This window comes from Halorussus litoreus (genome assembly GCF_003382685.1).
Taxonomy (GTDB): Archaea; Halobacteriota; Halobacteria; order Halobacteriales; family Haladaptataceae; genus Halorussus; species Halorussus litoreus.
The window spans coordinates 1-26,727 of record NZ_KZ859517.1; the positions used below are offsets into that span (position 1 = coordinate 1).

Consider the following 26,727-nt stretch of genomic DNA (forward strand, 5'->3'; position numbering starts at 1 on the left):
GCGGGCCGGGGAAATTCCCCGGCCCGCGCGGCGGCGCGGCCGAGCGGTGTGGCGGTGGAGTGGTGAGGCGGTGGAGTGGTGAGGCGGTGGAGTGGTGTGGCGGAAGAGTGGTGACTCAGCTGAGTAGTCGCGGCGCAAGCGCTAACCTTCCCAGACCACTACCGCTTCTCGTGACCGATACCACCGACGCGAGCGCCACTGCGGAGTCCCGAGCGCCCGACACGCCGGTCCGCCTCGCGGACGGCGACGAACTCGCGGCATTCGTCGCCGACCACGACCTCGTGCTGGTCGACCTGTACACCGAGGGTTGTTCCCTCTGTCAGTCAATCGAGCCGGTCGTGGGCAACGTCGCCCGCGCGACCGAGGCCGCTGTCGGGATGATCAACCCTCGCGACGACCCCGAACTGGTCGAGGCCTACGACGTGCGGAGCGCGCCGACGCTCCTGCTGTTCGAGGACGGCGAACTGGTCGACAGGATGGCCGAGGGGTTCCAGGGGACCGAGGCGATCGTCGAGTTCGTGGAAGACCGGGGCGAGTCGGAGTAGGTTCGGCACCGCCGGGACCCCGCCTACTCCCAGCTGCGCACGGCAGACTGGACCGCGAGCTCGGCTACGTTCCCGCCGTACTCGGCGGTTCGGACGAGGCTGTCGAGCACGCGCGTCAGCCGGTATGCATCGTCGGGTGCCTGCTCGAACAGCGCGCGGTCGAGCGCCTCCGCCTCCGCGACGGTCTCGTCACGCAGGTCGAGCGCCCGGTGGGCCGCCTCGGCGGCGTCACCGTCGAGGACGGCGTCGGTGGCGTCCTCGACGACCTGCCGGGCCTGCTCGGCGACCGCTTCGATCTCCACCACGATCTGGCCCGGGGGGTTCGCCTCGTCGCCGTCCGGGGCGTCGAGGTGCTTCGCGATTCGGGCGATCTCGACGGCGTGGTCGGCCACGCGTTCGAGTTGGCGAGCCGTGAGGTAGCACTCGAACAGCTCGGTCCGGCCGACGCCGAGGTGGTCGAGCTCCGCGAAGTCGGTCAGCGAGCGGTTGAAGTGGTGGGTTATCATGGCGAACAGCCGGTCGACCTCGTCGTCGCGGCCGGGCACGTGGTCGGCGGTCGCGTCGCCGGCTACTGCGGCCGTCGCGGCCCGGTGCATCGACAGCGAGACGAACTGGAGTTGGATGAGCGATTGGCGGATCGACACGTCGGCGGGGTCGAGCAGGTTCCGCACCGCGATGCGGTCCTCGGACTCGGTGATGACTTCCGTCCCGACGAGCGTCTTCGCCAGCGAACTCGCGGTTCGACGCTGGTCGGCGCTGAATCCGTCGTCGGTGACGAGTTCGATCTCCTCGAAGCCGGTCACGTAGGCCGCACGGAGCGCGCGTTCGACCGCGTCGTTGGCCGCGCTCCGGACCGCGATGCAGACGTTGGCGAGGTCCCCGCCGTCCATCTGGGCGCTCCGGACCACCAGCGAGCCGTCGTCGTGGCCGTGGAGGTGGATGTCGTCGCCGGCTTCGAGGCCGTGGGCGCGCGCCCAACGCTTTGGCACCGAGACGGTGAACGTCGAGCCGCCGACCTTCTGGAGCTTCCGGGTCTGCATCTTGGCGTTCGTCGCCGCGTTGTCGTTCATCACTGCGATCACCCGAACTTTCCGGTGACGTAGTCCTCGACCCGCTGGCTCTCGGGGTTCTCGAATATCTTGTCGGTGTCGTCGTACTCCACCAGCCGACCGCCGGTGAGGAAGACGGCGGTCTGGTCGGAGATGCGCGCGGCCTGCTGCATGTTGTGGGTGACCACGACCACGGTGTACTCCTCGGCGAGGTCCTCGATGAGATCCTCGATCTTCGCGGTGGCGATGGGGTCGAGCGCGCTCGCTGGCTCGTCCATCAGGATGACGTCCGGGTCGACCGCGAGACACCGCGCGATGCAAAGTCGCTGCTGCTGGCCGCCCGACAGCCCGAGCGCGTTGTCGTCGAGACGGTCGTTCACCTCGTCCCAGAGCGCCGCGTTCCGGAGGCAGCGCTCGACGAGTTCCGCCTCGGTCTCTTCGTCGTCCCGGCCGAGCAGTCGGCTCAGGAGGCCGGTGTCGACGTCGCCGTGCTTGCGCGGGCCGTACGAGACGTTGTCCCGGATGGACTTCGGGAACGGGTTCGGCGACTGGAACACCATTCCCACGCGCTTGCGCAACGCAACGAGGTCGGCGGCGTCCTGATAGATCTCCTCGCCGTCGAGTTCGACCGACCCCTCGACGCGCGCCGAGGAGATTCGGTCGTTCATCCGGTTGAGACACCGGAGGAACGTCGACTTGCCACAGCCCGACGGTCCGATGAGCGCGGTCACGCTCTCGGCGGGCACGTCGAGCGAGACGCCCCGAAGCGCCTGTTCGTCGCCGTAGTAGACGTCGAGGTCCTCGACCGACAGCGCGACGTCGCCCGCGAACTCGTAGTCGGTCCACTCGGCTCGGATGCGCTCGTCGGTCTCGCCGGTCGTGGTCGTCCCGTGCTGTCGTCCGGTGGCGGTGTGTCCGTCGGTGTCGTCGTCGGCGTCGGTGCCGGTATCGACATCGGTTCCGGTGTCCGTGGCGGTTCCGGTGTCTGTGCTGCCGTCCGTCGCCGCGTCGTGTCGTGCGTTACTCATAGTCGAGTTTCCTCCTGAAGTACTGCCGCGTCGCGATTCCGATGGCGTAGAACGAGAGGACCACGACGAGCAACACCAGCGCGGTCCCCCACCGGAAGGTGTCCATGTTCTCGATTCCCGAGGACTGACCGACGTTCGCGAGGATGAGCTGGTAGAGTTGGTACGGAAGCGCGGTCGTGGCCTGCGTGAGCTCCGGGTTGGTTACGAACGGCGGCGACAGCGTCAGTTGGAAGCTGTCGACCACCGACGCGGCCTGATCGACGGTCACGAAGGTTCCGCCGCCCATGGTGAGGATGAGCGGCGCGGTCTCGCCCGCGATCCGACCCACGCCGAGGATGACGCCGGTCACCACGCCGGGCATCGCGGCCGGCAGGACCACGCTCCGGACCGTCTGCCACTTCGAGACGCCGAGCGCGGCGCTGGCGTCCCGGTACTCGTCGGGGACCGACAGCATCGCCTCGCGGGCCGTGATCAGCACCAGCGGGAGCAGCATGAATCCGAGCGTTATCATGCCGGCCAGCAGGGACTTCTTTGGCGTGGGGGTGAACCGCGGGAGGAGGAACGCGGCCCCGAACAGCCCGAACACGATGCTGGGCGTGCTCCACAGCGCGTTGGTCGCCACCTCCACGACCTGCGTGAACCGGCCCCGCTCGGCGTACTCGGTCAGGAAGATGGCCGACCCCACGCCGAGCGGGACCGCCAGCGCGACCGCGCCGACGACCAACCAGATCGTCCCGACGATGGCGGGCCAGACGCCGTTCACGTCGTTGAGGATGCTCGCACCGTTCATCACGAACGGCCACGAGACGGGCCACACCACGTCGTAGCTGAGACCGAACAGGCGCACGTCCGCGAACGGAATCACGAGGTCGACGGCCAGCGTCGTCGTCGGACCGACGCCGAGGCCGACCGTGACTCCGGCCATCACGGGGTCGATGCCCTTGGCGAACACGAACGCGACGAGCACGAACAGGACCGCGATGATCGACCCCGCGTTGAGGTAGATGAGCAGGTAGGCGCCGAGGTGGCGGCCGCGCGCGCCGAAGCCGCCGTAGGCCTTCGCCGCGGCCCAGCCGACCACCAGCGCGCAGAACGCCACCGCGATGGGAATCACGACCCGCGGGAAGACCGTCACCGACTGGGCGTCGGAGAAGCCCGCCGGGGACCACGACCAGTCGGGGCCGATTCCGCCGGTCAGCATCACGAGGCCGACGGAGCCTGCGAGCGCGCCCGCCGGCACGGTGGAGCCGACGTCCTCCCGCGGCAGCGCGGTGACGGCGAACGCGGCGGCCCCGCCGAGCGACGCCGCCGCGAGCCAGCCGACCGTTCCGAGGCCGAGCGTCTGGGACGCCACCAGCCCGGTCACGACGAACCAGATGCCGGTGAACAGCGTCCCGGCGACGAGTCCGGCCGACCGACTCGGGTCGGTCTCGACGAGTTCGAGTCGCGAGCCCGCGCCGAACGCGATCACGGCCGCGCCGAGCGTCACGAGCAGCCCGCCAAGCAGCGGTATCGTCGGCACCCCGGCCAGTCGGCCGGTCAGCGAGAGGAGTTCGAACCCCGCGGCCAGCGCGAGCGCGAACAGCAGGGCCGACAGGCCGACCGCGGCCGCGGCGACCGTCTTGGCCGTCGACGCGCGTCCGCGGACGACCCCGGTTTCGGTCGCGCCCGTCATCACTCGCTCCCCCCGAGCTTCCGGTGCATGTGCGCCTCGATGAGTTGCGAGCCGATGCTCAGGGCCAGCACCGACACGAACAGGACGATTCCGGCGACGAACAGCGCGCTCTCCTGGAGGCCGGTCGCCGAGCCGTACTTGTTGGCGATCACCGAGGTGAGCGTCTCGAACCCGTAGAACACGTTGTACAGCGGTTCGGCGATGGTGGGCTCGTTGCGCAGCATCACGGTCGCGGCCATCGTCTCGCCGATGGCCCTGCCCACGCCGAGCAGGACGGCGGCCGAGACGCCCGAGAACGCCGCCGGAATCGTGATGGCGGTCATGGTCTGCCAGTCTGTCGTCCCCATCGCGAGCGACCCGCTCTTCATCGACTCGGGGACGCTGTCGATCGCGTCCTCGGCGACCGACACCACTGTCGGGAGCGCCATCAGCCCGACCACGATGCCGACGAACAGGTACGTCCCCTGTCCGACGAGGTCGAACTGGTCGCTCACCCAGGGGCCGAGGATGGCGAAGCCGAGGAAGCCGTAGACGATGGAGGGGATGCCCGCGAGTATCTCGACGCCCGGTTTGACGAACTCCCGGACCCTCGGCGGGGCGATCTCGCTGAGGAACAGCGCGGCCGCCACCCCGAGGGGTCCGGCCACCAGCGTGGCGACGATGGTTACGAGGACCGTCCCGTGTATCATCGGCAGCATCGAGAAGCGTTTCGGGTTCGTCGCCGGGTTCCAGTCGGTCCCGGTGAACATCCGCAGGCCGGGGACGCTGACGCCCAGTAGTTCGCCGCTCTCGTATCGGAGCGCGGGCAGCGCCTCCAGCACGATGAACGCGAGGATCAACACCAGTATCAGGCTCGTCGACACCGTCATGGCCAGCGTCACCGCGCGTGCAGTCAGTTCACGATGGCGGACCCAGCCGTACCCCACCGCCGCGAGGAACGCGGCCACGGCCACCGAGGTGTACTGGGACGTCACGAGAAAGCCGACGAAGCCCCCGAGGAGTCCCAGCACCCCGACCAGTCCGGCCGCGAGCGCGTCGGTCTCCGTCTCCGCGACGAACTCGCGCGCCGTCGCGAGCCGTCGGTTCGCGTGTCTCTGCCAGTCAGTCGCGTCGTCCGTCGTTCCCATTGGTTCAGTGAATCGTATCTCGTTTTCCGCGTCGGTTCGCTCCCGCCTCGAAGAAGGAGGTCGGCCGCGCGGACTGCCACGCCGCGGTCGGCCCCACCGACGACCGCGCGGTCGTCGGTGGGGCCGACCGCGCTACGTCTGCGCGGTCGTCGCGCCGTCTACGCCTGCTCGGGCAGCTTGGCCTTCTCGGACTCGATGTCCTTGGTCGGGAGCGGGATGTAGTTGTTGTCCTCCACGAACAGCTGCTGGCCGAAGCTCGTCAGGAACATGTTGATGAACGCGGCCTCGCGCCGGTCGGTCCCGCTCGGGGTGTCGTCCGTGATGGTGGTGTACATGTGGAGGTCCCGATTGAGCGGGTAGTCGCTGTCGAAGATGGTGTGGTCGGCGTCCCGGCTCGTCTTGTAGACGGTGCCGTCGAAGTCGATGGCGACGGGCCGGACCTGGTCGTTGGTGAACGCCAGCGCCATGTAGCCGATCGCGCCGTCGTTCTGCTGGATGACCTGCCTGACGCCGTGGTTCTGGCCCTGCCGGGTGTCGACGCCGGGCATGGCGGCATTTGCGTCACCGAGCATGTTGAGCCGGAACGAGGTGTCGGTCCCCGACCCCTCCGCACGGCCCACGCAGTAGATCTCCTGATCCGGCCCACCGAGTTCGCTCCAGTTGGTGATCTCGTCCTGGTAGATCTTCCGGATCTGCTCGCCCGTGAGCTGGGTGACGCCGGCGTCGGAGACGTCGCTGCTCACGACCACCGGCTGGCCGTCGCGACCGACGACGTGGTCGACGTAGTTCTCGTCGCGCTCGGACTCGCTGATGCCCAGTTCGGCCGTGATCGGCCCCGAGGAGTTGCCGATGTCCACGAGCCCGTCGCGGACCGCCTTACAGCCGGTGCCGGAGTGGCTCAGGCCGACGTTCACGACGAACGGTGGCTTCGAGCGCTTCCCGGTCGTCTCGAACCCGTACAGGCTGGCGAAGTAGTCCGCGATCTTCATGTCGGGCTGACCGAGTTCGTCCCAGCCGGGGACGCTGCCCTCGTCGTTCGCGCCCCAGTACTCGCCGTCGCTCGGCGGCGCGTTCGACACCCAGTAGGACGCGCCCTTGTTCGAGATAGGGTACACCGTCGAGGACCCCTCGGCGGTCAGCAGCGACGGGCCCTCGTTGCTCGACTGTTCGGTGTCCTGACTCTGCGTCTCGTCGGAACCGGACTCCTCGTCGTTCCCACCAGACTCGTCGGCCGTCGTCTCGTTGCCGCCGTCCTGTCCGCCGGTGCAACCGGCGAGGCCGGCGATCCCGGCGGCCCCGGACGCCGCGATGAACTTCCGCCGCGATACCACGTCGTCGTGCCGTTTCTGGTCGGCCGTCATCACCTGTACCGTCGCCGCTTCCTCCTAAACCCGTTTATAATAGGTGACTACCCCGGTACGGCGTGCTACGGGCCTGTACGGTCGGATACCGGCGGGTACGGTCGAATCATTTCAGAGGGGAGCCGTACGTACCGGCTACGTGGCCTATATTGCTCTCCGGAGTCGTCTGTACTGCACTGACGGAAGTTACATGGGGTCTCGGGGCCACCCGGGAGACGTGACCCGCGACGACGCCTCCGACTCCATCCTCGGTCGCCCGGTCGAAGACGCCGTCCAAGCGGTCCTCGACCGGAGGGCCGAGAATCCGGCCGACGCACCGGTCCCGGTAGCAGCCGACGCCCCGGACTCGGCTTCGACCGACGCTCCCGAATCGGCCGCGACAAACCCTCTCGACCCCGACGAGGTCCGAGCGACGCTCGACCGGGTCGCGTCCGACGGGGTCGTGACCCGCGACGCGGTCGAGGAGGCGCTGACCGAGACGTCGATGGTGGTCTCCACGGCCGAGACGCGCACAGAACTGGCGAGCCACGCGCTCGCGGACGCCCGAGAGGCGGCCGCGTCGGTGTCGGACCTCGACGCGGTCGCGGCCCGACTCGACGCCTTCGAGTCGAGGCTGGCCGCGGTCGAGGACCGCGCGTCGGCGCTCGGCTCCGACCTCGAAGCCCTCGTGGAGAAGACCGGCGACCCCGATTCGGTCTACGAGGTCGCGGTCGGGACGCGCCGGCTCCGAGCGACCGCCAAGCGCGTCCAGCGCGACGCCGACGCGCTCCAGATGGACCTCGAATCGTTCGAGGAGTGGCTCGACAGCCCCGAGACCCGATTCGAGGAGTTCGGCGAGGACATCGACGCCGTCGAGTGCTCGCTCGACGGCCTCGCGACCACTCTCGACGAGATGCCGACCGCGCCGAGAGGCGACGCGGCTAACTCCGACGCAGTTGATCCCGACGCCGATTCGACGGGGGTCGACTGGGCGGTCGCTCGGCTCCGCCACCGCGTGTTGGGGCTCCTGCTGGCCGACCTCCGGGCCGAGCTCGCCGACCTCCGGACGTGGGCCGAGCGGGCGGCCCGCGACGACAATCGAGCGGCCGACCCCGCCGGCGGACGAATGGACGGCCTCGAAGAAATGGACGACCTCGAAGCCCGGCTCGACGCCCTCGGCGCGCGGCGGTCGGGGCTCGGCGACCGGCTCGACGACCTCGCCCGTCCCGCGTGGTCCGCCCGCTTCGGCGACAGGGTGGCGTCGTTCGAGGCCGAGACGGCCGATTTGGACCCACCGCTCGACTGGTCGGCGGTGGAGTCGGCGTTCGAGGAGCACCGACCCGCGGACCGACTCGAAGCCGTGAGCGACGAGGTTCCGACCGAGACCGAGTCGGCCTGACGGCGATCCTTCTCGACCCGCTCGTCGTTCCCTTCGGCCAGGCGGATTTCGAAGACAGCGAACTGTGCGGGAGGTCGGGCGCTTTTACGCGCCGGACCCCGGTCGGTCGTCGTGAGTACGACCGACGGCGACACGCTGACCGTGTTCTCTACGGCGGACCGAGTTGTTTAGCTACTTCCCTCGCGACGGGCAGCATGAGTTTGTTGGGAGAAGGGCACTCACTATATTTATATTTGACATGGTCGGGTCTCTATTCACTCCTTGGAAATCTCCCTACATATTCGAAGCGACGATATAGACGAACGTTCACAGTCGGGTGTTCGTCGCTCACCGCGTCTCATCGGTCGACGTCACCCATGATGATGTCGAGGCTCCCAAGCGAAGCGATGAGATCCGGAACGTACTCGCCCTCGGCGATTTCTGACAGCACCTGGAGGTTCGAGAACGAAGGCCCGCGGATTTTGAATCGTGCGGGCGTCTCAGTGCCATCCGACCGGATGTAGATTCCAAGTTCTCCCTTCGCGGCCTCGACGGCGGTGTACACCTCCGCATCATGGTCGGGGCGGATGGTGCGGGGGACGTTACTCTGGATGTCGCGTTCCGTCTCGGGCCAATCCTCGAGCAGGTCGACGCACTGGCGGACGATTTGGCCAGATTCCTCTATCTCCCGGAGTCGAACGAGCAGGCGAGCGAAGTTGTCACACCCCTCCTCGGTGACGACGTCCCAGTCCAGTTCGTCGTAATAACCGTAGGGATCGTCGCGCCGCAGGTCGTAGTCGATGCCAGACCCGCGAGCGACCGGTCCCGTACAGCCGTACGACTTCGCCACGTCCGGTGGGAGTTCACCGGTGTCGATGGTTCGTTTCTGGAGGATTTCGTTCGCTGTGAGGAGGTCGTGAAACTCCTGTAACCGCTCGGGCAACCCATCGAGGAACGAATGAACGTTGTCGAACCACTCCTCCCGAGGTTCGGGGAGGTCCCACACGACACCACCGAGTCGGAAATAGTTGAACATGAGCCGCTGGCCAGTGAGGTCTTCGAGGATGTTCTGTACTTTTTCGCGCTCGGTGATGGCGTACATGAACGTCGCCGAGAAGTCGCCGTTGATGTCCAGCGAGTACGCCCCAACCGCAAGTAAGTGTCCCAGAATCCGGGAGAGTTCGGCGCTCATCGTCCGGATAACTTGGGCGTACTCTGGCACGTCGATGTCGACGAGTGTCTCTGCCGCACGGGCGTAGGCCCACTCGTTCAACAGCCCTGCGCCGCTCCAGTCCCAGCGGTCGGGGTACGGCATGATCTGGTAGCGGTAATTAGACTGCTGGCACATCTGCTCCTCACACCGATGAATGTAGCCGATGTCGGGCTCGACGTCGACGACCTGTTCGCCGTCGAGCACCGTTTGGAGGTGACAGACGCCGTGGGTCGCGGGATGGTGGGGTCCCATGTTGAGGAACATCGAGTCAGATTCCTCACCGTCCGTCGCGTCCTCGCCCCGATTTTCGTTCTCATCGAAGGTGACGAGCTGGGGCTTGTCCTGATTGTAGTCGAGACTGAGCGGATGGCCCTGCCACGTCTCCGGCAGGAGAATGCGACGCAGGTCGGGGTGGTCCTCGTATTCGATACCGATCAGGTCGTACGCCTCCCGCTCGTGCCAGTCGACCGTTCGATATACGGGTTCGCCCGACTCCGAAACAGGGCTCGACTTCGAGGTTGGAACGACGACGCTCACCTCGTCGGTCGGATCGTCGTACTTCCGAAGGTGGTAGATCGTCTCGTAGCGGTCCTCGTACTCTTGGGCGGTCACGCAGGAGCAGTGGTCGAACCCCGCCTCGTCACGAAGCGTGGTCAGAACTTCTTGAACCGTGTCCGGCCGGATGACAAACCCCGGTGCGTTCACGTGATCGTCACGTGCGATGATGCGGTCGCCGAGTCGATCAGCGGCCGTCGCGGCGTCGGAGCGAGACTTCTTTGTCGGTATTTGTGAACTCATAAGTGGACGTGCTGGAAACTGTCGAACCGAAGCCCTTTGTTGGACTGTCCGTACCGGACGTTGGGATGCAGTGTTGGAGGCCGTTCTGCTCCACATCTGGGGTTATTTATATGTCCGGAATGGAACGTTCAAGGCGTGAAATCGCTCACCCTCGGACTCGACCTCGGAGAGATGTCGACCCATCCGATGCATGCCTTCGTCGCAGAGCGACCGGAGTACGGACCCACACGACTACTCCAGTGGAACCCTCGCGTCGGGGAAACGAACGTCCTACTGTTTCACGTGGACGGCCCGAAAGAGCCGTTTTTCGCCGAACTGGGCGACCTATCGACGGTGGACTACGTGGACTCGTCGGTCGCGTCCGAGACCGACGGATTCTACCTGTACGTCCGGGAGCAATTAGAAGGGGGCGACAGAACGTTGGTAGCTGCCTATGCCGGTGAAGACGTGGTCGTCGTTCCGCCGGTCGTGTACGATGTCGACAAGTCGATTCAACTCACGATCGTGGGTGAGGCCAGCGCGCTCCAGCGAACGCTTGAGCAGACTCCGGAAACGGTAGACATATCGGTCCAGCGAATACGGAGTCAAGTCCCTGACGTGGCCTATCCCGGAAGCCAACTGACGGATCGCCAGCAAGAGATCATCGCAACCGCGATCGAAGCGGGCTACTACGAAGAACCGCGAGAGGCGACCGTCGCCGACGTATCGGATCGACTCGACTGTGGCCCGAGTACGGTTGCTCAGCATCTACGAAAGGCTGAGTCGAGGCTCGTCCATCGCGCCGTCGGAGTTTCGGGGAGAAGTGAACAGAGTATAGACGACCTGTAGCCTTTGTTACAGTCGAACCCCGTCGATTTACAGTGTTGTCTGTTGGTCGCTGAACCCGACTTGGGACACACGATATAGCGGTACTGCGTGGAGTTCACAGATAACTTCACTTTACATATCGTACGTTACGACTGTTTTCTTAGCCCACTGTTTGTAAGTGGACGCCTCCGACAGGTATGGTCGATCGAATGATACCGTACTTTCTGCTCGATTTCGAGTAGAGAAACTATCAACCGTATTATTGCTACGTATCTGATTGGGTCCCGTTCAGGAGAGCGCACTAATCGTACGGCGACCTAACGACCGCAGTGATAGCTGGCTTGTCGCGGGTCGTAACACACGCCAGGCGATTCCAGGTTCCAACAGGGTCGTCGGTGGTTCCTCTAAGCGCGTCACGCGGGCGAAGGCCTCACTCAACGCTGGGTCAGACTGAGCCCGACGCACGAGACGATCCATATACCAGTTCGTCAGACCAGCACCGGTCGGTTGGGGCCCTGTCGTCTCTGGATAGTTGAAGTCACCACCGACCACGATGTTCCAGACGTTATCCACGACCCCTTCCGAGCGATCGAAAAAACGGTTGCCGATAGCGTCAAGTCCGCCTGCGGCCAGCGCGTGGTGCAAGCAGACCGCTTCGAGAACTGCTACGGACATCCCTTGCCCATAGATCGGATTGAAACTGGCGATGGCGTCGCCCATGACTACCAGTCCCTCGGGGAACTCGGAAAGTGCTTCGTATCGCCGGCGAAGGCTCGCAGGATAGGGGTACTGTCGGATCTCGTCCGAGGTCCACGAACGGCGCTTCATCAGGTTGGCAATCGTCGGCACCGGGAGCTGTTCAGTATATTCGATAAGATTCTCTCTGTCGGTCGGCGGATCATCGCCGTGGATTCCCTGTACGATGACCTCCCACCGGTCGTCCTCGATGGGGATGAGTGCAGCGCCGCGCGTCCGTGGAGCCGCCGGCGCTACCATCCGCATTCGACGGTCATCTGGTGGGCGTTCGAGTCGAAGCGATCTGTACGAAACATCGATCGTGACTTCGTCGACCGGGACCGCATCATACCCGTGGGCTTCCAGCCATCTCGGCGTCTGACTGGTCCGACCGGTCGCATCAACGACGAGATCTGCCGTTAGTGTCGCCTCCGTGTCACCGTTTCGGACGCGTACGCCTGTGACTGCCGATGCATCGGCGTCGGCCAGATACCCAGTGACCTGACGTCCACCGCGTAACTCGACGTTCTCGACGGAGTCCAGTTGTTGGCGGATGACGTGTTCGAACAGTGCGCGGCTTGCACAGTACGTCGGGTACCGCTCCCGGGCGTCAGCTAGGAAGCCGCCTCTGTTGTATTCCTTGATGTCGGTGCTAAAGTCGATCATGAGCCCGCCTTCGGCGAGAATATGCTCACAAAATCCAGGGAACAGGTCCTCGAGCGTCGCACGACCAGCCTCCAACATCACGTGCGGATGCCTGGTCTGGGGCGCGCCGTCACGCGCGGCTGGCTCGTCCGAAAGCGGGTCGCGTTCCAATACGACGACGGTTTCGAACGCGTCTGCCAAGACGCGAGCTGTCGCGAGCCCGGCGATACTCCCGCCCACGACGACGGCGCGCTCACCCACGCACGAGACACACTCCGGGTCGTAGCGCTCGATTTCTGCAAGAGACATCTCAGAGCACCTCCACTGCACGGGGAGTTGCGACAGAGCCGATTACTCCTCTCCGGATCTCAGGTCGATCGAGTCGGGCATTCATTGCGATTCACAACTGTCGATAGGAGGTTCTCCACCATCTGCGAATCGGGGTGTATACACGCCGTTTTAAGTGATCGCTCTGTATCACCAGGTATGCGCTACCTCACCGTCCGTCTGGAACCCACGGCGGATAGTGCGTTCCATCCCGTTGGCAAGCGATTGGCTGACGAGCCGTCTATCCAGCGAGAGGCCATCCATCATATCGAACTGCTCGCAGGTGAAACCGTATTAACCCTCGCCGAGGGAAGCGGGAACCGCCAACGCTACGAACAGCTCATGTCTGAATCACCACACGTAGAAGAAGCACTCGTCGCCGGTGACGACCGCTGGCTAGCAACGAGTCAATTCACCGCTCAGGGTCCGGTGCAGCAGCTGCTCGAGTGGCGGCGTGAATCAGACCTCGTCGTCGAGACGCCGATTCCTATTAACGACGACGGGTCAATGCGGATAACCTATCTCGGTGATGAAGCGGATTTCCAGGAGTTGTACGACAAGGCTGTCGAAGCCACATCCCTTGGCCTCGAGGTGGTTGAGACGGGTGAGTACGATCCCGATGTAGACGCTTTCATGCGATGTCTCACGTCACGGCAGCAAGAGGTTCTTCAGGCGGCCGTCGAAGTGGGATATTATCGTGAACCACGTTCGGCGACACACGAAGATGTGGCCGAGGCCGTTGGAATCGCACCAACGACCGCCGGCACACACCTCCGAAAAATCGAATCGAGGGTATTCGGGGCCCTTGTTCGGTGAGTCCGGCCCACGCGCTTCCGGCGGTACTCGTGGCGAAGCGATCATCGAAGCTTCTCGGAGCGTGGCCGTCAGATAGCGAGTCCGGGTTCATCATCAACACACAATACAGAGCTCGATTCCTCAGTGTGCGCTATGGTACCGAACATCAAAAATCAGTGTATAACTCGTGGGGAACTGTCACCGGCCGTGTTCAGTTAAGAGGGAGGCGGTCGTGCTTCCGCGCCGTCGGCGACCCGGACGTGCTGGCCGAGGTCGCCGAGGGCGTGAATCTCGGGTCGGAAACGGCGGAGGTCGATCAGGACGAGATTCGGGCCGCGACCGAGGACGACGACCTCGAAGCCGCCCTCCGCGAGCGGTTCGAGCAGGCCCAGCAGGCCGGCGTCTCCGGCATCCCGACGTTCGTCTACGAGGACCACGCCGCCCGCGACGCGATTCCGCCCGCCCAGTTCGAGCGGTTGATACTGGGCGCGAACTGAACTCCCGACGACCGACCCTACGATTCCCGCCGAGCCACCGCCTCGACGACGCGACCCTGCGCCGCGAGCAGCGTCTCCAGATGACCGTGGTCGTCGAACGTCCTCAATTCCGTGTCGGGGAGCGCGGCGGCGAGTCCGCGCGCGCCCTCGACCGGCGCGTTCGCGTCAGCGTCGCCGTGCCAGATTCGAACCGGGCACGACGCCGACTCGACCGCGACGTTCCACGGCGTCGAGAGGAATCCGAAGTCGGTGACAGCTCCATTACCGTCCTCACTCCGCGCGAACGACTCCTGAAAGTCGGTCGCGACGAGTCGCTCGACCGCCTCGCTTACCTCGACGGGGCTCGACTCGGCGGTGTACTGTGCGGCGACCGTCCCCTGCGGGAGGACGCCCGCGAGCGCGGCCTGGAGACGGAAGCCTAACGAGAGGAGCCTCGGGGTCGTCCGGGCGAGTCGACCGAGCAACTGCGTAACGGCCGGCTGATCGTCGACGAATCGGGGCGGGACCGCGCTCGAAACGAGGTCGACCGAGCGCACGCGCTCGGGTGCAGTCGCGGCGGCCGCGAGCGCGTACGCTCCGCCGGCCGAGAACCCCGCGACCGCGACCTCGTCCGCGCCTACGTCGTCCGCGAGGGTCGCGACGAGGTCACCGGCGGCCGACAGGTCGAAGTCGGCCGGGAGGACCGAGCGACCGTGTCCGGGTCGGTCCGGCGAGATCACCTGAACGCCTTCGCGAGCGGCCGCGTCGTCGAGGAGACCGCCGAGCAGTCGCGACCCGGGCGTTCCGTGGAGGAACACCAGCGGGAGGCCGTCCGGGTCGCCGTAGGTCGCGTACGAGAGGCGCGCTCCGGCGCTCGTCCGGGCGGTCCGTACCGGCGCGTCGACGAGGGTAGCCGTACTTGCGTCGTCGGTCGAACTGGCCGATTCACCGGCGGTCGTCGTCGCCACGTTCGTCGGTGCGTTCGTCATTACGTGAACGTTCGCACGCGACCGACATGTATGAATCGCCGTTCTCAAGCGGTGGTTTAAATATCTACCCGACGAACCTCCCGACGTGAAACGCGTTTCGCTCGCGCTCGAACGGTCCCGCGAGAACGCCCACCCGCTGCACCGGGCGGTGATGAACGCCGACGATATCTCGACCGCAGAGGTGGTAGCGTGGGACGTGGTTCGCGAGACGCCGACGACGCTCTCGCGGCTCGACGGCCCGGAGCCGGCGGTCGAACCGCTAGTCGAGGCCCTCCCGGTCGTCAGCTCGTACGCGCTCTCGGCCGACGGAGCGACGACGTACGCGTTCGTCCAGCAGGAGCGATTCGAGATGGACGCCCGCCTCGCGGACGCGCTGGCGACGCCTGCGGTCGTCGCTCTGCCGCCGATCACGTACGAGAGCGAAGGCACCGTGGAGTTCACGTTCGTCGGGACGCGGTCGGGGGTCGGCGACCTGCTCGCGCGCCTCGACGGCGCGGTCGACTACTCGCTCACCGGCGTCGGCGAGTACGGCGGTCCCGGCGGCACCGAACGGCTCACCGACCGCCAGCGGGAGGCCATCGCGGTCGCGGTCGACGTGGGGTTCTACGACGTCCCGCGAACGGGGACGATGGGGGACGTGGCAACCGAACTCGGTTGTACCGAGAGCACGGCCTCCGAACTCGTCAGGAAGGGACAGGCGGCCGTCGTCCGGGGGCAGGTCGGCGAAGCGCGAGACGGCCCCGGGCTCGGTTCCGAGTAACTGCGCCGACCGGCGACGACCCGCACCAACCGGCGACGACCCGCGCCGAAAGCTACGTCCGCGTGGGCGTCGCGTCTTCCGGCATGGACGACGCGCTCTCGGCGTTCGGCCGACGCGACTGGCGGACCGACACCGACCTCGAACCGCTCCGGATCGCGATGATCGGGCTGGGCTGGTGGACCCGTGAGGAGGCCATCCCCGCGGTCGCGGACGGGGACTTCTGCGAGACCACGGTGCTCGTCAGCAGCGAGCGCGAGAAGGCTGAGACGGCGGCCGACGAGGCCGACCACGCCGAGACGGGGCTCACTTACGAGGGGTTCCACGCTGGCGAGGCGACCGACGAGTACGACGCGGTGTACGTCGCCACGCCGAACGCCACGCACCTCGAATTCGTCGAGTCGGCCGCCGAGTTCGGCAAGGCCGTGCTCTGCGAGAAGCCGATGGAGGCTTCCCCGGACCGAGCGCGCCGGATGGTCGAGGCCTGCGAAGACGCGGGCGTCCCGCTGATGGTCGCCTACCGGATGCAGACCGACCCCGCCGTCCGCCGGGCGCGCGAACTCGTCCAGCAGGGGGCTATCGGCGACCCGGTGTACGTCCACGGCAGCATGTCCCAGCGCCTGCTGGAGATGATCCCGGACCCCGACCAGTGGCGGCTCGACCCCGACCTCGCGGGCCCGGGCGCGTCGGTGACCGATCTGGGCATCTATCCGATCAACACCGCGCGGTTCGTCCTCGACGCCGACCCCGAAGCCGTGTCGGCGTTCACGCGGTCCGGGGACGAGGCCTTCAGCGACGTGCCCGACGAGGCCGCGACGTTTCAGGTCCAGTTCGACGACGGCACGCTCGCGGTCTGCGCGGCCAGCCAGCACGCCCACCAGTCGAGCCACCTCACCGTCGTCGGCACCGAGGGGCAGGTCGGCCTCGAACCGGCCTTCTTCGACCGGGCGAACCGCCGGTTTACGCTCGAAGTCGACGACACGCGAGCGAATGTCGACTACGAGGAGATCGACCAGATGCGCGAGGAGTTCGACTACTTCGGCCACCAGGTCCGAAGCGGTCGGGAGATTTACCCCGACGGCCGCCACGGTCTCGTCGACATCGAGGCGATAGAAGCCGTCTACGAGAGTGCGGCGGCGGACGCCCGAGTGGCGCTGACGGAGATTTGATATCGCGATACACGGTTTATTTTATAACGTGGTCAGACGTTGAGGCTGGTGTTCTCAATGGACAGGCTGCAGGCCCAGTTTTGATTACTGACAACGAGTAGTTATTCCGACCTCGTAAACTCGAACCGTGCCCCGCCATCGGTTCCGTCTGTCACCGAGACCGCCCAGCCGTGTGCCTTCGCGATGTCGGCCACGATCGAGAGTCCGAAGCCAGTTCCTCCCTCGCTGGACGTGACGCCGTGCTTGAACACTTCGTCTCGCCTCTCCGGGGGAATCCCGCTGCCATCGTCCTCAAAGTAAAATCCGTTATCATCGGCCAGTCGACCGACGGTAACCGTGACGTCGGAGCCACCGTGTTCGACTGCATTCCGGAACAGATTCTCAACGAGTTGGGTTAGACGACCTGCGTCGCCGGTCACTGTCGGGACTTCATCTGTAACCGTAAGCGTTGCCTCGTCAGTGTCGACGTATCCCCATGCCTCGGTCGTAATTCTCTCGAGGTTGACCTCTTCTGCGTCCTCGATGTTCGTCTCTCCACGCGCCAGGGTAAGGAGGTCCTCGATGAGTCGTTCGATGCGGTCGTGTGCCGACGCCACCTTTTCGAAATGATCCGTGTTTCCGGTCTCCTCTGCGACTTCGAGGAACCCCATCGCGACGGAGAGCGGGTTCCGAAGGTCGTGGGCAACGACGCTCGCGAACTGGTCAAGCCGCTCGTTCTGTTGGTGGAGTTCCTCTTCCCGACTCGCTCGTGCGAGTGCTCCTTCGACAGTCGAACCAAGAATCCGAAACAGGTCAACGTCGGTCTCAGAAAAGACCTGCGGGGAAACTGCCCCCGTCGAGATAAGCCCATACTCGCCCAGTGGGATGAGGATCTCACTTCGGATCTCTGTGTACGGGTTATGGGGGTGATCCTCGGCCCGGACATCGTCATATACCTGGGTTTCTCCCGACTCGAACGCGTCCCAAGCCAGACCGTCGCCGGTGGTAAACCGCGGGGAATCGCCAAACAGTTCTCGTGCTGCAGGACTTTCCGTAATTGGGACGAGTGCATCCTCTCGTTCGTTGTATTCCCAAATCCCAGTGATATCGAGGCCGAGAATCTCGACTGCCGCATCAACGGCGATGGATCCGATCTCTTCGCTCGATTCAGCGCCGCTAAGTTGCTGTGCGGTCTCTTGAAGTGAGCGGAGTCGGGCCTCCAACTGTTTCTGTTCAGTAATGTCCTCCAAGACGGCGAGGATGCTCGTCGTTTCCCCGTCGGGGCTGGTGATGGGAGCGACCGACAAAAGCAGGTCCAACATCTCTCCGTCCCTCGTTTCCCGGCGTATCTCCTTCGCACGAATCCGCTCGCCGCTCAGGGCGCGTTCCCGGTGTGAGGCAAACTCGGACTGCTGCTCGTCCGAGACGATCGGATTGAACTCGCCGACCACTTCTTCCCGCGACCAGCCGAACATACTTTCAGCCTCGTCGTTCCAGCGGGTGACGGCCCCGTCACTGTCGATCTCCATCACGGTGAGCGGCGTCGCCTCGATGAGGGACTCCAGTCGCTGGTTCGTCGTTTCGAGATCACGCTCTCGTCTGACCTGTTCGGTCACGTTCCGAGCGATGCCCACAACCCGAACGGTCTCGCCGTCGACGATGACTGGGGCGAGGGCCGTCTCCCAGAACCGAGCATCGTCACCGATGTCGAGTTCCTCCTGATACGAAACCGGTGCACCCTGATCGACGCAGCGAGTATAATTGGCTTCGAGTTCGGCACCCTGTTCGTCGCCGAAAATCTCTCGCGGCGTCTTGCCGCGAACCTCTTCAGTTGTGAGTCCGGTCTGGGTCTCGTATCCGGGGCTGAGTCGGGCGAACTCGAACGACGGGTCCTCGCCAGCGGTATCCACGTCGACCAAGAATATCGCGTCTCCGGATGTTTCGAGCAACGCTTCGTATTCTTCCGCCAGTTCTCGGTGCTTGCGTCGTTCCGCCTTCCCCGCCGTTATGTCTTGAAAAACGCCTCGAAGCGCTGAACCGCCGTGCTGTGTGTTCTCGACGAACTCTCCCCACGCCCGAACGTCACGCACCTCACCGTCGTCCGCAACGATTCGTAGGTCGTGATCGTAGGGTTCCCCGTCCTCGATCGCTCGGTCGACCGCTGTCGTAATCGTTTCTCTGTCCTCAGGATGATAGAAACCGACTGCATCCTCGAGTGACGGTTCGTACTCCTCGTCGACACCGTGAATCCGACGCACCCCGTCAGACCACGTGAGCTCGTCGGTCGCCGGGAAGTACTCCCAGACACCGATGTCTGCGATATCCTGAACGCGGTCGAACAGGAATTGTTGGCGCTCGAGTTCCTGTTTGACCTCGTGTTGAGTTGTGACGTCTCGTGCGACGACGATTATCTGCGGACGTTCACTGATCTGAACCGGCGTGAGTCGAACGTCGAACGTTCGCTGTCCCGTAGGCGTCGACATGTCGATCCGGAGGTCAGAGTCGGCGGGCACCGTGGTACCGCCGGCTCCGGGTATCTCGCGTAGCAGTTCATTGACCGCACGAGTAAACGCCTGAGCGTCCGATTCCGGAATTCGACCATCGACGAGAGTACTGAGTTGGGTCCCCTCGATCGAATCCGGTGGTGTGTCTCCCAGCACCCGTGCCGCGGCTGGATTTGCAAATCGAACGGTTTCGTTTTTTTCGAGGACGAATATGACGTCGTGGATGTTCTGATAAATGGCTTCGTTTCGTTCTAATTCCAGTTGCCGCTCACGCTCGCCGGTGATATTCTGGGAGAATACCGTGAGTCCATCCTCGTCTGGAAAGGCGCGCACTTCGACCCAGTAGTTGAACGGCTCTCCGAGATGGTGTTCGAACGAAACCGGTTCCCCGGTCTCCATTGCCTCTCGATACCGCGCTTCGAGTTCTGTCCCGGTGATGGACGGAAACTCCTCCCAGAGCGTTTCCCCGATGACTGTGTCCGGATCACAGTCGACTCGTTCGGCCATCGTCTCGTTCATGTATTCGATACGCCACTCGGCATTGACGGTGTAGACCGCGTCAGTTGTCCGTTCGAGCGTTCGTTGGAGACGTCGATTCGTCTGCTCGGCCGCCTGTCGTTCTCGTGCAGCTTGTGACAGCGTTCGGATGCGAGTCGCAAGTAGTGTGAAGTTATCACGATTCGACCGAACCGGAATGTAGTCAGATACGCCGGCACGAGTCGATTCACTCGCGATTTCTTCACTTCCCTGTCCGGTAAATAGGATTATCGGGATGTCATCGTTCTGCTGTCTAATCGACTTCGTAAGCCCGATACCGTCCGAATCTTCGAGCGAGTACGCCGTTACGATACAGTCGATCCGTTCCGTGCCGAGGGTTTGAAGCGCCTCATCGATACCTTTCGCAGAAATACAATCAATATCGAGGCTCTTCTGTTGCAGTTTAGTTTGGACCAGCTCCGCGAACGCGGAATCCGAGTTCACGTAGAGGACCTGGATCGTATCGGCCATTTCGTCCGGAAGACCAGGCACAGTTACTGTATATGGCCCAAATAATATATTAAGTGTTTCCTATTGAGGTGGTCCAGATATACGTCTTCGATCGCGCCGAGAGCTATCACCCTCCACCACGACCGGAATGACAGCGATTGATATGGAGATTCGTCTGTCGAAGACCGAATCTATTTAAGAACGCGCGAAGAGGCTTCGCTAGCATGTTCGCGGGCATTTTGGCTGCTGACGACGACGAAGACATTCGAGAGATGATTCACGTCAGTCTCAGCGAGGAGTTCGACGTGGAGACAGTCGAAGACGGCGAGAAGGCATGGCGTTATTTAGAAGGGCATTCAGATTCGCTACCGAAGGTGGTTGTTCTTGACGTTATGATGCCGGAAATGGATGGATTTTCCGTTCTTGACCGCATGAAAGAACAGGGGAACACACAGGATATACCAGTTCTTATGCTAACGTCTCGGAGCCGAGAGGAAGATATCGTTCGAGCGCTTGAGGCAGGTGCGGATGATTTTCTGGCTAAACCATTCAATAAATCCGAACTTTACGGGCGTGTTCAGCAAATTCTCGAGTAAGCGAACCGTACATCCTCGAATTGAAACAGTAAAGAGGGAGAGAGCGCTACGATACATAGAACCTTCATGTGGGTGGCTACACTAGTCGGGGTGGTCGGTCTTCTAAGCGTCGGGGCGATTACCCAGTTCACGGGGTATCGTATGGGTGGATCGATTACCGTTCCCATTCTCGCCGTATACACGCTAAAGAACTTCGTCATGCTTCCCGTTTTTCTGTCGAGCGCTGCAGCCGCCTTCGTCGGCCTGTCGATCTTACGTCGCCGAACGTTAATTTTCGGTCGTGACGAACTCGTCGCAGCAATAGTTATCGGAACAATCGTTCCAGTAATCACGCTCTTTTTTATTCTCCAGTTAGGTATCGACGTAGGGGTAATCGCGTTTCTGGGCAGTATTCTCCCTGGACTAGCAGCGTACAATTACCACCGAATCAAGCCGGAATACCGTCGAAACGACCTCCTGGCAAGTGTCGGGTTATTCGTCAGTCTCACTGCGCTCGGATGGGTGCTGGTCTCTAATGGATTTGCCCGTCAGTTTGGCGCGTTGACGCCTCCGATCCTCTTTTCCTCGACTGCGGACGTCGCTATCTACAAAAGTGTTGCAGTGTCCGTCGATCCCGAATCGGTAATACTACCTCGGGAAATCGTGGCCAGTCTGTTCGCTGGTGGGCTCGTTCTCTCTGAACGGCTCCGTGGTCGGTTTGGTGTTCGTGTCGGGATCATCGGTGCGGTCCTTCTCGCTATTTACGCGCTGGCGAGCTATTGGCTCGTGGTTCTGTACGTGCTCTTGCTCGCGCTATCGTTTGGCTTCATTCAGCTATCGAACTATTTTACACTCCGGTACGGACGGGTTCTTCTTGGTGTGACTGTTGCAGTCGCGATTTTCGCTGCGGTATCGCTGACGTTCGTCTTCCCGATTGAACGAGGACTGTCGGCGTTCTTCACTGCGATTTTAGCAGGTGTCGGGGCGTACAACGCGCATGCGTCGGCGCCCTTCGAACGTCGCCTCTTCGTTCCGCTTCAAATTGTGGTGTTCGTCCCCGCGTTGATTATCGCTCGACTGTTCAGTTCGCCCCAACCGCGCGGGTTTCCACAAGAGCTGACGTTGCCTGTACTGGGGATTGCAACGGTTCTCTGGGTGGCTGCTCTGGGAGGCTCGTACTGGTACACCGTGTCACCTCCAGATGAAGATGAGGTTCTCTCCGCGTCGGTTCTCTCCGAAGGAGGTGAAACATGAGTCGGACTGGCTTCGAGATCTACGGCCGTGGGTTCGGCTGGTCGTGGCGTCTCAGGAACCCGGCGGAGGTACTAGCAACCGGTAGTCGCCACTACGATACGTCCCGAGGGGCACGCGAAGCAGTTGATATAGTTCGAGCCGCTGTTGCCGAACTATCAGGGGCTGACAAATCGTTCCCAGACACCGATGTCGACACGCCTGAGATTATCGTCGAGCAAGAACCCACACCGTCGGGAGAGCTCCCGGACCGAAGAAACAATTGGGTCTGGCGGCTCAAAACTGCAAACGGGGTACTGGGGCACAGTGCTGATCGGTTCCCGACGGAAATCTCCGCGAAGTCCGCGTCGGAACAGTTCCTCAACTACGCGGCAGGGGCGCTTCCCATGTTTTTGGTTGGGGCCGAATATGAGTGGAAGACCGGTCCAAAACCCATCGAAGTCGGTTCGTCGAGTTTGTCAGGGCTGGTGAGTGAAGTAACGAGGGGTGTCCGACACCGCAACATCCTTAATCAGATTGACACTAAGATTGTCGTGTCGGGGACTCGTGGAAAATCGTCAACTACCCAACGACTCGACGACGTATTCAACCGGCGAGAGTATGATACACTCACGAAAATCACCGGCAACCATCCGCTACTGATCCACAACGGCGAGGTCCATCCTATCGAACGACGGGGACCTCGAACGACGCTCTACGAGAATATCAGTCTCATCGCAGAGTTCGTCCCCGAACTCGATGCATACGAACCGGACGATGTCGCAATATTCGAAAACCAAGGAATCACAGGATACACGACCCGGTTATTCAACCAGCGTCTGACCGATCCGGATATCATCGTGTTAACAAACGTTCGTCAGGACCACACAGATACCCTCGGGAAGACTCGGACGGACCTCGCACGCTCGTTTGCGCGGTCGGTCCCAGCGGGGACACACGTCGTGAGCGGTGAGCAGCACCCGGTGTTGCACGAATATATGCAAAATGAGATCGAACGTCGCGGAGGAACTATCGAGCAGGTCGAGATTCCCCCCGAACACGAAGGACTGATCGGTTCCGAAACGATTCATGCAGTCGATGCAGTGTTAGACGCTGTTGGTGAACCACCGCTTCCAACTGAGGAGATCGAATCGTTCCTCAGGTCGATTCAACCGACGTGGATAGCAGTTGAAGGCGGACGCATCTTCAACGCTGCCGAGGTAAACGACGTCGAAAGTACGGAGATGGTTCGACGGGTGCTCGTTGATGATGAATACATCACCCCATTCGTGTACCTCCGAAGAGATCGACGAGGGCGGACGGCGTCATTTGCTCAATATATCGAATTGCTTTTCGAGCGGGATGTAATCGAGGAAGTTCACGCTGGTGGGGCTAACACACGCGCATTCGCTGAGAATATCGATGTTCCGACCGAGTGCCACAGCCGGGATGCAGACCCAGACCAGGTTCTCACAGAACTGCTCGCGACAGGACGACCGGTCATTCTTATGGGAAATACGGTAGACGAGTTTATGCGTGATATACAAGCATCGATCGAACGCCGAGTGAAAGAGAAAAGAAAGGCGACTGGCGATTCAGTTGTGAATCGCTAGATGCCCAACACGAGCCGTCTCTCGTTTAAACCTAGCAGTTCAGGGCTGATGCGGCACTACCTCAACAGGCGACGCTGTTGGGCTTTCTGAACGAGAGAGCACGGGAGCGACTCAACTAGCAGATCTCGAACAGTTCCTCTGTCTCTGTACTGCGTGGGCCTTCGCATTAGATGTGGGCGTGTTCTCGAACGTGTCATGTCCAGTATCTTCTAGTGTCACTAACTTTCGACTCCCGGAGAACCGTCTTTCGACGAATCCGAACACGAGGGGTACTACCGGGACGGAACGACCCTCGTGCGTGACTTCTTCGCGCTTCTGTGCATCAAATCTGCCCGGCGGAAGCGCCGAGAGCGAGAGGAGGAGTAGCCGTCGTTCGTCGATTACGGGAAAAGAACGGGCGCGTTCAGCCGAGGACGTAGCGCAGCCTGGGGTACCTCTCGACCAGCGTCTCGCCGTCGAGGTCGTAGTTCTCCACGATGGCGTCGAGGCCGAGGATGCGGCCTGCGCCGAACGCCGCCACCGAGAGGAACACCAGCATGTACGCGAAGTCCCCGTTGATGAGTCCGTGGGCGACCTCCCAGTTGCCGAAGTAGAACATCAGCATCATGAACGCGCCCCAGAACGCCGCGAGGCGGGTCATGAAGCCGACGATCAGTGCGGCACCGATGAGGAGTTCGCCCCACGGCACGGCCACGCTGAGGAAGTCGGCGAACCACGGCGTCGAACCCATCCAGTGGAATATGCCCACCAGTGGGCTCTCGGCCGGAACCGCGTTCATCAGGTAGCCGGTCGCGCTGAACGGCTCGGCCGCGAGGAGTTTGTCCACGCCCGAGTAGAGGAACGCGTAGCCCATCATGAGCCGGAGCGCGAGGACGAACCACGCGCTCAGACTGTGGGCCTTCCCGCGGACCGTCAGACCGCCGATCGTGCTCTCGAACTCGTTGATTCCGGTGTTGATTTCGTTAGTTGCCATCGTCGTTCACCTTACAGATGAACAGACGCGGCGATACCACATATAAAGGGAGCGTGATTCTCAGATCCGGAGAACCGTAAAGAGCGAGCCGAAGACGTTCGATACCGGTCGTCAGACGGGCCTGTTCGGGCGGCCGGACCGGCCGCCCGAACAGGCCCGTCGGAATGCGCTCAGTCGGCGCTGACCGGACAGGACTCCTCGGCGTACTCGACGGCTGCCAGCGAGTCGATGGGGTCGTCGCCGCAGACTGGACACGCGGGATTCTGTCGGAACTGCACTTCCTCGAAGCTCATCGCCATCGCGTCGTAGAACACCATCCGGCCGTCGAGCAGTTCGCCCGCGTCGAGGTCCTCGCCCACGCCGAGCAGGTACTTGACGGTCTCGGTCGCCTGAATGTTCCCGATGGTGCCGGGGAGCACGCCGAGCACGCCCGTGCTCGCGCAGTCGGCGACCATCCCCTCCGGCGGCGCTTCGGGGAACAGACACCGGTAGCACGGCCCCTCGGTGGTGAAGGTCGTGACCTGCCCCTCGAACTTGTAGATCGCGCCGTGGGAGAAGGGGGTCCCCGAGAGCGTGCAGGCGTCGTTGACGAGGTAGCGCGTCCGGAAGTTGTCCGTGGCGTCGACCACGAAGTCGTACTCCGCGATCAGTTCCTCGACGTTGTCGGGTTCGACTCGCACCTCGTGGGTCCCCACGTCGACGTCGGGATTCAGGTCGGCGACGAAGTCTGCCGCCGACTCGACCTTCGGCCGCCCGACGTCGTCGTTGCCGTGGATTATCTGGCGCTGGAGGTTGCTCAACTCCACCACGTCGTCGTCGGCGATCCCGAGCTCGCCCACCCCCGCGGCCGCGAGGTACTGGACGACCGGCGATCCGAGTCCGCCCGCGCCGACGACCAGCACCGCGGCGTCGAGCAGGGCCTGCTGACCCTCGGGACCCACCTCGTCCATGATGATGTGCCGGGAGTAGCGGTCGAGCTGGGTCGCGTCGAGCGAAAGTCCGCTCATGCGCGAACGTAGGGCGCTGTCGGGTATAAATCCGCGGCTCCGGTGTCTTCGGTCACCGTCCCGAGACGTTATCGGGGTACGCTACGTCGCCAGTCGACATGTCTCGAACCGGTCACGCCGCGCCAGCCGACTCGACGGCTGACGCCTCGTTCTCGAAACGCTTCCTCGCGCTGTTCGCGCTCGGAATGGTCGGCGTCTCGGCCGTGACGATCGTCACGGCGTAAAAATCGAAATCGAGTCCAGTCGGGGTCGCTACTTCGCGCGACCCTGACCGCTGTTGTTGCTCGGGCGGTTGTGCTCGGTGCCCTTGCCCTTCTGGTGGAGGCCGCGGTTGTCCTTGCCGGCGCTGGTGAGGCCGCGGAACGCGCGGCCACGGTGGTCGTCGTTACAGATCCAGTTCAGGTCGTCGTCGTTCTGGATCGCGCCGTGCTCGGGGTCGAGCAGGATGACTTCGAACCACTTCTGGCTGCCGTCCTCGCCGACCCAGTAGGAGTTGAGCACGCGCAGGTTGCGGTACTTCCGGGAGGCGCGCTCCTCGCCGATGCGCTGGAGGTTCTTGCGCCGGTAGATGCGGTTGACCCCCTGGCGCTTCGACCGGCGGCCGGCCTTGAACCGCTGCTTGCGGGCCGACCCCTTGCGAACGCTCACGCGAGCGACCACGACGCCCTGCTTGGCCTTGTAGCCGAGTTCGCGGGCCTTGTCGAGGCGAGTCGGGCGCTCGACGCGCTCGATTGCCCCCTGGTCGCGCCACTCCTGCTTTCGTTGCCACTGGAGTTCGGCGAGATCGCCGTCGTCCGGATCTTTCCACGCGTCCTTGATGTGCGAGTAGAAGCTCTTTGCCATGGTGTCTCACCACGGGCGTTGCGTGGTTCAGCCCGCGGGGCCGACGCGACGTCGCGTCAGCCCCGCGGGCCACATCCCGTCCTGCGGTCGCGGGGGGGGGGGGGGGCGGGGCGGGGGGGGGGGGGGGCGGGGCGCCCCGCGGGGGGGGGGGGGGGGGCGCGCC

23 protein-coding genes are annotated in these 26,727 nt (G+C 63.3%); 11 read left to right on the forward strand and 12 right to left on the reverse strand.

Translation table 11 applies throughout. The features are described from left to right. Positions 1-170 precede the first annotated feature (170 nt). Positions 171-545 (forward strand): thioredoxin family protein, encoded by a 375-nt coding sequence (locus DPQ64_RS08060; RefSeq protein WP_115863846.1) that lies wholly within the window; start codon positions 171-173, stop codon positions 543-545. A gap of 23 nt (positions 546-568) precedes the next feature. Here the strand turns inward: DPQ64_RS08060 and DPQ64_RS08065 are convergent, their stop codons facing one another. The 5 genes from DPQ64_RS08065 to DPQ64_RS08085 form a co-directional block, all read right to left on the reverse strand. Beyond that, on the reverse strand, positions 569-1,615 hold the full coding sequence (locus DPQ64_RS08065; RefSeq protein ID WP_115863847.1) for a phosphate uptake regulator PhoU: 1,047 nt from the start codon (positions 1,613-1,615) through the stop codon (positions 569-571). An 8-nt stretch (positions 1,616-1,623) separates the two neighbouring features. Next, positions 1,624-2,622 (reverse strand): phosphate ABC transporter ATP-binding protein PstB, encoded by a 999-nt coding sequence (gene pstB, locus DPQ64_RS08070; RefSeq protein ID WP_115863848.1) that lies wholly within the window; start codon positions 2,620-2,622, stop codon positions 1,624-1,626. After that, a complete protein-coding gene (gene pstA / locus DPQ64_RS08075; RefSeq protein WP_115863849.1) occupies positions 2,615-4,297 on the reverse strand; it encodes a phosphate ABC transporter permease PstA in 1,683 nt (560 codons plus the stop codon). The genes pstB and pstA overlap by 8 nt, the downstream gene beginning before the upstream one ends. Beyond that, positions 4,297-5,424: a phosphate ABC transporter permease subunit PstC gene (gene pstC / locus DPQ64_RS08080; protein ID WP_115863850.1), complete on the reverse strand. Its 1,128-nt coding sequence runs from the start codon at positions 5,422-5,424 to the stop codon at positions 4,297-4,299. The genes pstA and pstC overlap by 1 nt, the downstream gene beginning before the upstream one ends. Positions 5,425-5,582: 158 nt before the next feature. Next, entirely contained in the window at positions 5,583-6,785 is a 1,203-nt protein-coding gene (locus DPQ64_RS08085) for a substrate-binding domain-containing protein (RefSeq protein ID WP_115863851.1), read from the reverse strand. Positions 6,786-7,002: 217 nt separating this feature from the next. Here DPQ64_RS08085 and DPQ64_RS08090 point away from each other — a divergent pair, with 217 nt between their 5' ends. Continuing rightward, positions 7,003-8,163 carry a halo transducer protein gene (locus tag DPQ64_RS08090; RefSeq protein ID WP_115863852.1) on the forward strand — a complete coding sequence of 387 codons (1,161 nt, stop codon included), beginning with the start codon at positions 7,003-7,005 and terminating at the stop codon, positions 8,161-8,163. A gap of 337 nt (positions 8,164-8,500) precedes the next feature. Here DPQ64_RS08090 and DPQ64_RS08095 read toward each other — a convergent pair whose 3' ends face one another. Continuing rightward, on the reverse strand, positions 8,501-10,153 hold the full coding sequence (locus DPQ64_RS08095; RefSeq protein ID WP_115863853.1) for an NADH-quinone oxidoreductase subunit D: 1,653 nt from the start codon (positions 10,151-10,153) through the stop codon (positions 8,501-8,503). A gap of 171 nt (positions 10,154-10,324) precedes the next feature. Here DPQ64_RS08095 and DPQ64_RS08100 point away from each other — a divergent pair, with 171 nt between their 5' ends. Continuing rightward, positions 10,325-10,981: a helix-turn-helix domain-containing protein gene (locus tag DPQ64_RS08100; RefSeq protein ID WP_115863904.1), complete on the forward strand. Its 657-nt coding sequence runs from the start codon at positions 10,325-10,327 to the stop codon at positions 10,979-10,981. Positions 10,982-11,248: 267 nt separating this feature from the next. On the opposite strand, the gene DPQ64_RS08105 is transcribed toward DPQ64_RS08100, so the two are convergent. After that, positions 11,249-12,649, reverse strand: coding sequence for an FAD-dependent oxidoreductase (locus DPQ64_RS08105; protein WP_115863905.1), 1,401 nt, complete (start codon positions 12,647-12,649; stop codon positions 11,249-11,251). Positions 12,650-12,826: 177 nt separating this feature from the next. Here DPQ64_RS08105 and DPQ64_RS08110 point away from each other — a divergent pair, with 177 nt between their 5' ends. Both DPQ64_RS08110 and DPQ64_RS19170 read left to right on the forward strand, forming a co-directional pair. Continuing rightward, positions 12,827-13,483 (forward strand): helix-turn-helix domain-containing protein, encoded by a 657-nt coding sequence (locus tag DPQ64_RS08110; RefSeq protein WP_115863854.1) that lies wholly within the window; start codon positions 12,827-12,829, stop codon positions 13,481-13,483. A 155-nt stretch (positions 13,484-13,638) separates the two neighbouring features. Next, positions 13,639-13,959 carry a DsbA family oxidoreductase gene (locus DPQ64_RS19170; protein ID WP_269814474.1) on the forward strand — a complete coding sequence of 107 codons (321 nt, stop codon included), beginning with the start codon at positions 13,639-13,641 and terminating at the stop codon, positions 13,957-13,959. 17 nt (positions 13,960-13,976) lie between these two features. Here the strand turns inward: DPQ64_RS19170 and DPQ64_RS08120 are convergent, their stop codons facing one another. Next, on the reverse strand, positions 13,977-14,927 hold the full coding sequence (locus tag DPQ64_RS08120; RefSeq protein WP_115863856.1) for an alpha/beta fold hydrolase: 951 nt from the start codon (positions 14,925-14,927) through the stop codon (positions 13,977-13,979). An 85-nt stretch (positions 14,928-15,012) separates the two neighbouring features. Between DPQ64_RS08120 and DPQ64_RS08125 the strand changes: the two genes are divergently transcribed. Next, positions 15,013-15,687 carry a helix-turn-helix domain-containing protein gene (locus tag DPQ64_RS08125; protein ID WP_115863857.1) on the forward strand — a complete coding sequence of 225 codons (675 nt, stop codon included), beginning with the start codon at positions 15,013-15,015 and terminating at the stop codon, positions 15,685-15,687. Positions 15,688-15,770: 83 nt separating this feature from the next. After that, positions 15,771-16,853 (forward strand): D-xylose 1-dehydrogenase Gfo6, encoded by a 1,083-nt coding sequence (gene gfo6 / locus DPQ64_RS08130; protein ID WP_198662053.1) that lies wholly within the window; start codon positions 15,771-15,773, stop codon positions 16,851-16,853. Positions 16,854-16,954: 101 nt separating this feature from the next. Here gfo6 and DPQ64_RS08135 read toward each other — a convergent pair whose 3' ends face one another. Further along, positions 16,955-20,365, reverse strand: a complete 3,411-nt coding sequence (locus DPQ64_RS08135) for a PAS domain-containing protein (RefSeq protein WP_394338833.1) — start codon at positions 20,363-20,365, stop codon at positions 16,955-16,957. A 182-nt stretch (positions 20,366-20,547) separates the two neighbouring features. On the opposite strand from DPQ64_RS08135, the gene DPQ64_RS08140 reads away from it, so the two are divergent. The 3 genes from DPQ64_RS08140 (at position 20,548) to DPQ64_RS08150 (ending at position 23,741) form a co-directional block, all read left to right on the forward strand. After that, entirely contained in the window at positions 20,548-20,919 is a 372-nt protein-coding gene (locus tag DPQ64_RS08140) for a response regulator transcription factor (RefSeq protein ID WP_115863859.1), read from the forward strand. Between the two features lie 66 nt (positions 20,920-20,985). Then, a complete protein-coding gene (locus DPQ64_RS08145; protein WP_115863860.1) occupies positions 20,986-22,152 on the forward strand; it encodes a poly-gamma-glutamate biosynthesis protein PgsC/CapC in 1,167 nt (388 codons plus the stop codon). Next, the gene (locus DPQ64_RS08150) at positions 22,149-23,741 is read left to right on the forward strand and encodes a Mur ligase family protein (RefSeq protein WP_198662054.1); all 1,593 of its coding nucleotides are present in this window, start codon (positions 22,149-22,151) and stop codon (positions 23,739-23,741) included. Before DPQ64_RS08145 ends, DPQ64_RS08150 begins: the two co-directional genes overlap by 4 nt. Before the next feature lie 403 nt (positions 23,742-24,144). Here the strand turns inward: DPQ64_RS08150 and DPQ64_RS08155 are convergent, their stop codons facing one another. Next, on the reverse strand, positions 24,145-24,714 hold the full coding sequence (locus tag DPQ64_RS08155) for a DoxX family protein (RefSeq protein ID WP_115863861.1): 570 nt from the start codon (positions 24,712-24,714) through the stop codon (positions 24,145-24,147). A gap of 170 nt (positions 24,715-24,884) precedes the next feature. Next, positions 24,885-25,721, reverse strand: coding sequence for an SAMP-activating enzyme E1 (gene ubaA, locus DPQ64_RS08160; RefSeq protein WP_115863862.1), 837 nt, complete (start codon positions 25,719-25,721; stop codon positions 24,885-24,887). Positions 25,722-25,819: 98 nt separating this feature from the next. On the opposite strand from ubaA, the gene DPQ64_RS19755 reads away from it, so the two are divergent. Then, positions 25,820-25,945 carry a hypothetical protein gene (locus tag DPQ64_RS19755; RefSeq protein WP_269814475.1) on the forward strand — a complete coding sequence of 42 codons (126 nt, stop codon included), beginning with the start codon at positions 25,820-25,822 and terminating at the stop codon, positions 25,943-25,945. Between the two features lie 28 nt (positions 25,946-25,973). Here the strand turns inward: DPQ64_RS19755 and DPQ64_RS08165 are convergent, their stop codons facing one another. Next, positions 25,974-26,564 carry a 50S ribosomal protein L15e gene (locus DPQ64_RS08165; protein ID WP_115863863.1) on the reverse strand — a complete coding sequence of 197 codons (591 nt, stop codon included), beginning with the start codon at positions 26,562-26,564 and terminating at the stop codon, positions 25,974-25,976. Positions 26,565-26,727 lie beyond the last annotated feature (163 nt).

Bases quoted from the DNA above. Each gene is read 5' to 3' on its own strand.
- DPQ64_RS08065 (WP_115863847.1), bottom strand. From the start codon at position 1,615: ATGAACGACAACGCGGCGACGAACGCCAAGATGCAGACCCGGAAGCTC.
- pstB (WP_115863848.1), bottom strand. From the start codon at position 2,622: ATGAGTAACGCACGACACGACGCGGCGACGGACGGCAGCACAGACACC.
- pstA (WP_115863849.1), bottom strand. From the start codon at position 4,297: ATGACGGGCGCGACCGAAACCGGGGTCGTCCGCGGACGCGCGTCGACG.
- pstC (WP_115863850.1), bottom strand. From the start codon at position 5,424: ATGGGAACGACGGACGACGCGACTGACTGGCAGAGACACGCGAACCGA.
- DPQ64_RS08085 (WP_115863851.1), bottom strand. From the start codon at position 6,785: ATGACGGCCGACCAGAAACGGCACGACGACGTGGTATCGCGGCGGAAG.
- DPQ64_RS08095 (WP_115863853.1), bottom strand. From the start codon at position 10,153: ATGAGTTCACAAATACCGACAAAGAAGTCTCGCTCCGACGCCGCGACG.
- DPQ64_RS08100 (WP_115863904.1), top strand. From the start codon at position 10,325: ATGTCGACCCATCCGATGCATGCCTTCGTCGCAGAGCGACCGGAGTAC.
- DPQ64_RS08105 (WP_115863905.1), bottom strand. From the start codon at position 12,649: ATGTCTCTTGCAGAAATCGAGCGCTACGACCCGGAGTGTGTCTCGTGC.
- DPQ64_RS08110 (WP_115863854.1), top strand. From the start codon at position 12,827: ATGCGCTACCTCACCGTCCGTCTGGAACCCACGGCGGATAGTGCGTTC.
- DPQ64_RS08120 (WP_115863856.1), bottom strand. From the start codon at position 14,927: ATGACGAACGCACCGACGAACGTGGCGACGACGACCGCCGGTGAATCG.
- gfo6 (WP_198662053.1), top strand. From the start codon at position 15,771: ATGGACGACGCGCTCTCGGCGTTCGGCCGACGCGACTGGCGGACCGAC.
- DPQ64_RS08140 (WP_115863859.1), top strand. From the start codon at position 20,548: ATGTTCGCGGGCATTTTGGCTGCTGACGACGACGAAGACATTCGAGAG.
- DPQ64_RS08145 (WP_115863860.1), top strand. From the start codon at position 20,986: ATGTGGGTGGCTACACTAGTCGGGGTGGTCGGTCTTCTAAGCGTCGGG.
- DPQ64_RS08150 (WP_198662054.1), top strand. From the start codon at position 22,149: ATGAGTCGGACTGGCTTCGAGATCTACGGCCGTGGGTTCGGCTGGTCG.
- DPQ64_RS08155 (WP_115863861.1), bottom strand. From the start codon at position 24,714: ATGGCAACTAACGAAATCAACACCGGAATCAACGAGTTCGAGAGCACG.
- ubaA (WP_115863862.1), bottom strand. From the start codon at position 25,721: ATGAGCGGACTTTCGCTCGACGCGACCCAGCTCGACCGCTACTCCCGG.
- DPQ64_RS19755 (WP_269814475.1), top strand. From the start codon at position 25,820: ATGTCTCGAACCGGTCACGCCGCGCCAGCCGACTCGACGGCTGACGCC.
- DPQ64_RS08165 (WP_115863863.1), bottom strand. From the start codon at position 26,564: ATGGCAAAGAGCTTCTACTCGCACATCAAGGACGCGTGGAAAGATCCG.